The organism is Pseudomonas sp. HMWF021, from assembly GCF_003061005.1.
In the GTDB taxonomy this organism is placed as follows: Bacteria; Pseudomonadota; Gammaproteobacteria; order Pseudomonadales; family Pseudomonadaceae; genus Aquipseudomonas.
In genome coordinates this window covers 1-6930 of sequence record NZ_QAIK01000011.1, presented here as the reverse complement: position 1 = coordinate 6930, position 6930 = coordinate 1, and the positions used below count along the sequence as shown (strand labels likewise).

General features: G+C 61.3%; 4 protein-coding genes. 3 read left to right on the top strand and 1 reads right to left on the bottom strand.

Features of this window, described 5'->3' with window-relative positions; all coding sequences use genetic code 11:
• The first annotated feature begins 26 nt into the window (after window positions 1-26).
• Window positions 27-110 (top strand): hypothetical protein, encoded by an 84-nt coding sequence (locus DBR18_RS00935; protein ID WP_371921058.1) that lies wholly within the window; start codon window positions 27-29, stop codon window positions 108-110.
• Window positions 111-195: 85 nt separating this feature from the next.
• Here DBR18_RS00935 and mltF read toward each other — a convergent pair whose 3' ends face one another.
• Window positions 196-1656, bottom strand: a complete 1461-nt coding sequence (gene mltF / locus DBR18_RS00930) for a membrane-bound lytic murein transglycosylase MltF (protein WP_108588922.1) — start codon at window positions 1654-1656, stop codon at window positions 196-198.
• Between the two features lie 285 nt (window positions 1657-1941).
• On the opposite strand from mltF, the gene purL reads away from it, so the two are divergent.
• Window positions 1942-5838 (top strand): phosphoribosylformylglycinamidine synthase, encoded by a 3897-nt coding sequence (gene purL / locus DBR18_RS00925; protein WP_108588921.1) that lies wholly within the window; start codon window positions 1942-1944, stop codon window positions 5836-5838.
• 5 nt (window positions 5839-5843) lie between these two features.
• Window positions 5844-6155 (top strand): YqfO family protein, encoded by a 312-nt coding sequence (locus DBR18_RS00920; protein ID WP_108588920.1) that lies wholly within the window; start codon window positions 5844-5846, stop codon window positions 6153-6155.
• Window positions 6156-6930: the final 775 nt, after the last annotated feature.

Here is a 6930-nt window from a genome sequence, read left to right as displayed (position 1 = left end):
ACGAACTGAACATTGGCCATGCGCTGGTGGCGCATGCGTTGTTCGTCGGGTTCAAGTCTGCGGTGTCCGAAATGAAAGCGCTGATTCTGGCGGCTGCGCTCAGAGGCTAAAGATCAAAAGATCGCAGCCTTCGGCAGCTCCTACAGGGATATGAGTTCCCCTGTAGGAGCTGCCGAAGGCTGCGATCTTTTGCTTTTAGAGCGGGGCAGGCTCCTGCGCCGGCTTGGTCTTGTCGATCCCCGGCACATGCAGGTTGCCCTCGGCCACCTGATCGCCTTCAAGCTGCGGCTGGGTCACCCAGGTGAGGATGTCGTAGTAGCGACGGATGTTCGCCACGAAATGCACCGGCTCGCCGCCGCGGGCGTAGCCGTAGCGGGTCTTGCTGTACCACTGCTTCTGCGACAGGCGAGGCAGCATCTTCTTCACATCCAGCCACTTGTCCGGGTTCAGGCCTTCGCGGGACGCCAGTTTGCGCGCGTCATCCAGGTGGCCGCTGCCGACGTTGTACGCCGCCAGCGCAAACCAGGTACGGTCCGGCTCCTGAATCGAATCGTCGAGCTGATCCTTCATGTAGGCCAGGTACTTGGCGCCGCCCATGATGCTTTGCTTGGGATCGAGACGGTTCGACACGCCCATGGCCTGCGCGGTGTTCTGGGTCAGCATCATCAGGCCGCGCACGCCGGTTTTCGAGGTGACTGCAGGTTGCCACAGCGATTCCTGATAACCGATGGCCGCGAGCAGGCGCCAGTCGACTTTCTCTTTCTTGGCGTAAGTCTTGAAGTGCTGTTCGTACTTGGGCAGGCGTTGCTGCAAATGCTGGGCGAAGGTGGTGGCGCCCATGTAGCCGAGGACATCGACGTGGCCGTAGTAACGGTCTTTCAGGCGCTGCAGGGTGCCGTTTTTCTGCACCTTGTCGAGGTAGGCGTTGATCTCGTTGAGCAGACTGTTGTCTTCGCCGGCGGCCACGGCCCAGCTCTGGCTGCGCGCATCGCCAAGGTCGAAGGCCACGCGGATGTTGGTGAAGTACACCTGGTTCATCGCCACTTCGTTGGAATCGACCAGCGTCAGGTCGATCTGGCCTTCATCGACCATGCGTAACAGGTCGACCACTTCAACAGCGTCGGATTCTTCGTATTCGATACCCGGAAACTTCTTTTTCAGCTCCGCCAGTTGTTCGGCGTGGGTGCTGCCCTTGAGCACCATGATCTTTTTACCAACCAGATCAGCCGGGTCGGTCGGGCGCGACTGGCCGTTGCGATAAATGATCTGCGGGGTGACTTCGAGGTAGGAGTGGGAGAAGCGCACCTGTTTCTTGCGCTCATCGCTGCTGACCAGACCGGCCGCCGCCAGCACCGGGCCGTTCGGCTTGCCGATCTGGTTGAACAGATCGTCGAGGTTGTCGGCGGTCTCGATCTTCAGCTCCACACCCAAATCGTCGGCGAAGCGCTTCACCAGCTCGTATTCGAAGCCGGTTTCACCGCTGCGATCCTGAAAGTAGGTGGCGGGGCTGTTTCGGGTAATCACCCGCAGCACACCATCCTCCTTTACGCGCTCGAGTGTGTTGGGTTTATCAACACAGCCACCGAGCATCAGGAAGAGTCCGGTTGCGATCAGCCATTTGGCGTACCGCGGACGCAAAGCCGTTGGGAAAAACATCTGCGCAGTATACGCAAACGGCTGCGGGCGCCATATCTCGACAGTGAGCGGCTTGTCTGCTAGAGATCACAAAACCGCACGAAACCCCGCAGGAATGGGGCTGAACGGCATTTTGTGACAGAAAAAATAAGCGCTGCTCGCACACCCTTGAAATTTGACTTCAAAGGCAGAAACACAGATTGATATCCGAGTGCAACCGTGCGTAGCGTTTCGGGTGATGTTGAGGGCGGTTTAGGCTAGAATGCACGGCCTCAAAGCACACCCCTTCCCGAGGCTGTCCCGAAGATGTTGATCCTGCGCGGCGCTCCTGCCCTTTCTGCCTTTCGCCACAGCAAACTCCTTGAGCAACTGAGCCAGAAGGTTCCAGCTGTCAGTGGCCTGTATGCTGAATTCGCCCACTTCGCCGAAGTCACCGGCGTCCTGACCGGCGACGAACAGCAGGTGCTTGCGCGCCTTCTGAAGTACGGCCCAAGCGTTCCGGTACAGGAGCCGACCGGTCGTCTGTTTCTGGTGTTGCCGCGTTTCGGCACCATCTCGCCATGGTCGAGCAAGGCCAGCGACATCGCCCGCAACTGCGGCCTGAGCAAGATCCAGCGTCTGGAGCGCGGCATCGCGTTCTACGTCGCCGGCCAGTTCAGCGACACCGAAGCCCAGCAGATTGCCGACGTGCTGCATGACCGCATGACCCAGATCGTTCTGAACAATCTGGAACAGGCCGCCGGTCTGTTCAGCCACGCCGAGCCGAAGCCGCTGACCGCGATCGACATTCTTGGTGGCGGCCGCGCCGCGCTGGAAAAAGCCAACACCGAGCTGGGCCTTGCCCTGGCCGAAGACGAGATCGACTATCTGGTCAACGCCTTCAACGGTCTCAAGCGCAACCCGCACGACATCGAACTGATGATGTTCGCCCAGGCCAACTCCGAGCACTGCCGCCACAAGATCTTCAACGCCAGTTGGGATATTGATGGCGAGAGCCAGGAAAAAAGCCTGTTCGGCATGATCAAGAACACCTACCAGATGCACAACGAAGGCGTGCTGTCCGCTTATAAGGACAACGCTTCGGTGATCGTCGGCAACGTCGCCGGCCGCTTCTTCCCGGACCCGGAAACCCGCCAGTACGGCGCGGTGCAGGAGCCGGTGCACATCCTGATGAAGGTCGAAACCCACAACCACCCGACCGCGATCGCCCCGTTCCCGGGCGCGTCCACCGGTTCCGGTGGCGAGATCCGTGATGAAGGTGCAACCGGCCGTGGCGCCAAGCCAAAGGCCGGCCTGACCGGTTTCACCGTGTCCAACCTGCAGATCCCGGGCTTCGAACAGCCGTGGGAAGTGCCGTACGGCAAGCCTGAGCGCATCGTTACCGCGCTGGACATCATGATCGAAGGCCCGCTGGGCGGCGCCGCGTTCAACAACGAATTCGGTCGTCCGGCCCTGACCGGCTACTTCCGTACCTTCGAACAATCGATCACCACCCCGCACGGTGACGAAGTTCGTGGTTACCACAAGCCGATCATGCTGGCTGGCGGTATGGGCAACATCCGTGAAGAACACGTCAAGAAAGGCGAGATCGTCGTCGGCTCCAAGCTGATCGTGCTCGGCGGCCCGGCGATGCTCATCGGTCTGGGCGGCGGCGCCGCGTCCTCGATGGCCACCGGCACCAGCTCGGCGGATCTGGATTTTGCTTCCGTACAGCGTGAAAACCCTGAGATGGAGCGTCGCTGCCAGGAAGTCATCGACCGTTGCTGGCAACTGGGTGACAAGAACCCGATCAGCTTCATCCACGACGTGGGTGCGGGCGGTCTGTCCAACGCCTTCCCGGAACTGGTCAACGACGGCGACCGTGGTGGCCGTTTCGAACTGCGCAACATTCCCAACGACGAGCCGGGCATGGCCCCGCACGAAATCTGGTCCAACGAATCCCAGGAACGTTACGTTCTGGCGGTCGGCCCGGCCGACTTCGAGCGCTTCCAGGCGATCTGCGAACGTGAGCGTTGCCCGTTCGCCGTGGTCGGCGAAGCCACTGCCGAGCCGCAACTGACCGTGACCGACAGCCACTTCGGCAACAATCCGGTGGACATGCCGCTGGAAGTGTTGCTGGGCAAGGCCCCGCGCATGCACCGTTCGGTGGTTCGCGAAGCCGAGCTGGGCGATGATTTCGATCCGTCGAACCTCGACATCAGCGAATCCATCGAGCGCGTCCTGCATCACCCGGCCGTGGCGAGCAAAAGCTTCCTGATCACCATCGGCGACCGCACCATCACCGGCCTCGTGGCCCGTGACCAGATGGTCGGCCCATGGCAGGTGCCGGTAGCGGACGTGGCCGTCACCGCCACCAGTTTCGACGTCTACACCGGTGAAGCGATGGCCATGGGCGAGCGGACTCCGCTGGCGCTGCTGGACGCTCCGGCGTCGGGCCGCATGGCCATCGGCGAAACCCTGACCAACATCGCCGCTTCGCGCATCAACAAGATCTCCGACATCAAGCTGTCGGCGAACTGGATGTCCGCTGCCGGCCACCCGGGCGAAGACGCGCGCCTGTACGACACCGTGAAAGCGGTCGGCATGGAGCTGTGCCCTGAGCTGGGCATCACCATCCCGGTCGGCAAGGACTCGATGTCCATGGCCACCCGCTGGAACGACAACGGCGAAGAAAAAACCGTGACCTCGCCGATGTCGCTGATCGTGACCGGTTTCGCCCCAGTGGCTGACATCCGTCAGACCCTGACCCCGGAACTGCGCATGGACAAGGGCACCACCGACCTGATCCTGATCGACCTCGGTCGCGGTCAGAACCGTATGGGCGCCTCGATCCTCGCCCAGGTGCACGGCAAGCTCGGCAAACACGCGCCGGACGTCGATGACGCCGAAGACCTGAAGGCCTTCTTCGCGGTGATCCAGGGCCTCAACGCCGACGGTCACCTGCTGGCTTACCACGACCGTTCCGACGGTGGTCTGCTGACCTCCGTGGTGGAAATGGCCTTCGCCGGCCACTGCGGTCTGAGCCTGAACCTGGACAGCGTTGCCGAAAACTCGGCAGAAATCGCCGCAATCCTGTTCAACGAAGAACTGGGTGCGGTGATTCAGGTTCGCCAGGACGCCACCCCGGACATCCTCGCGCAGTTCAGCGCCGCCGGTCTGGGCGACTGCGTGTCGGTGATCGGTCAGCCGATCAACAACGGCCAGATCAACATCACCTTCAACGGTGACACCGTGTTCGAAGGCCAGCGTCGTCTGCTGCAACGTCAGTGGGCCGAGACCAGCTATCAGATCCAGCGTCTGCGCGACAACGCCGACTGCGCCGAGCAAGAGTTCGACGCGCTGCTGGAAGAAGACAACCCGGGCCTGAGCGTCAAGCTGAGCTACGACGTCAACCAGGACATCGCCGCGCCTTACATCAAGAAAGGCATCCGCCCACAGGTTGCCGTGCTGCGTGAGCAGGGCGTCAACGGTCAGGTGGAAATGGCGGCCGCGTTCGACCGCGCCGGTTTCAACGCGATCGACGTGCACATGAGCGACATTCTCGCTGGCCGTGTCGACCTGAACGAGTTCAAAGGCCTGGTGGCCTGCGGTGGTTTCTCCTACGGCGACGTCCTCGGCGCCGGTGAAGGCTGGGCCAAGTCGGCGCTGTTCAACAGCCGTGCCCGCGATGCGTTCCAGGGCTTCTTCGAGCGTAACGACAGCTTCACCCTCGGCGTGTGCAACGGTTGCCAGATGATGTCCAACCTGCACGAGCTGATCCCGGGCAGCGAGTTCTGGCCGCACTTCGTGCGCAACCGCTCCGAGCAGTTCGAAGCGCGCGTGGCGATGGTGCAGATCCAGGAATCGAACTCGATCTTCCTGCAGGGCATGGCCGGTTCGCGTATGCCGATCGCCATCGCGCACGGTGAAGGTCATGCCGAGTTCTCCAGCGAAGAGGCACTGCTGGAAGCCGATCTGTCCGGTTGCGTGGCGATGCGTTTCGTCGACAACCACGGCAAGGTCACCGAAGCTTACCCGGCCAACCCGAACGGTTCGCCGCGCGGGATCACCGGCCTTACCAGCCGCGACGGTCGCGTGACGATCATGATGCCGCACCCGGAGCGGGTGTTCCGCGCGGTGCAGAACTCGTGGCGTTCGGAAGACTGGACCGAGGATGCACCATGGATGCGCATGTTCCGTAACGCGCGCGTCTGGGTGAACTGAGGCCTGTGTACAAGCTCGGGTTTTTTGTTCCCGACAGTCATGTCGAGGTGGTCAAGGAGGCTGTATTCGCTGCCGGTGGTGGGCGGATCGGGGCCTATGACCACTGTGCCTGGCAGGTGCTCGGGTCTGGTCAGTTTCGGCCTTTGGACGGCAGTCAGCCGTTCATTGGTGAGGCGGGGCGGGTTGAGCGGGTTGAGGAATGGAAGGTTGAGCTTGTGGTGTGTGATGAGTTGATTCGTGAGGTGGTGGCTGCTCTTAAGTTGAGCCACCCTTACGAGACGCCGGCTTATGAGGTGTGGCGGCTGGAGGATTTCTGATCTTTTTGCCTGGAACGAGAAACCCGCAGATGAGTGATTGTCTGCGGGTTTTTTGTTGCCTGCGATTTGCTTTTCTGTAGGAGTGAGCCTGCTCGCGATGGCGCCCTGACAGGCGACCAATGCTCTGTCTGGCTGAGTGAATATCCGTTTCTTCGGGTGTTGCTGCTGGCGGTTCCGCCCTTACGGCGGGTCACTTTTTCCAGACGCCCGGAAGCCGGCCCAGTAAAAAGTAACCAAAAAGGCTTGCTCCTGCGTTCGGCCCGCTCGCTGGGGCTCGGGGTCCCTTCGCTGCGGGACTGATCCGGGCGCAGCGCCTCCGGTTTGCTTCGCTGCACCTCCTCTCGCTGTGTTTGGCTGCGCCAAACGGTCGCTGCGCTCCCACCCCCGGATCAATCCCTCCACTCAGCCTTCCGACGTCGCCCCGTGGATCAAGATCAAGAGCGGCAGCCGAGCTTGCGCTCATCCTGGAGTGGGGCGGCTGCGCCGCATGGGGTGTTCACAAGTCAAAAATGTGGGAGCTGGCTTGCCAGCGATGGCGGCCTGTCAGCCGACCAATCTCTATCTGATGCCGTACTCACCTGTAGGAGCTGCCGAAGGCTGCGATCTTTTGATCTTGCCTTTGATTTTAAAAAGCCAAAGTCAAAAGATCGCAGCCTTCGGCAGCTCCTACAGGGGAAGTGTTTTGTGTTTAAGGGTGTGTGAGGGCGACGGAGCCTTCCCACAAGGTTTTCAGGTTGTCCGTCGGACGCGCGCTTTCTAGTCTCTGTCTGTCGCT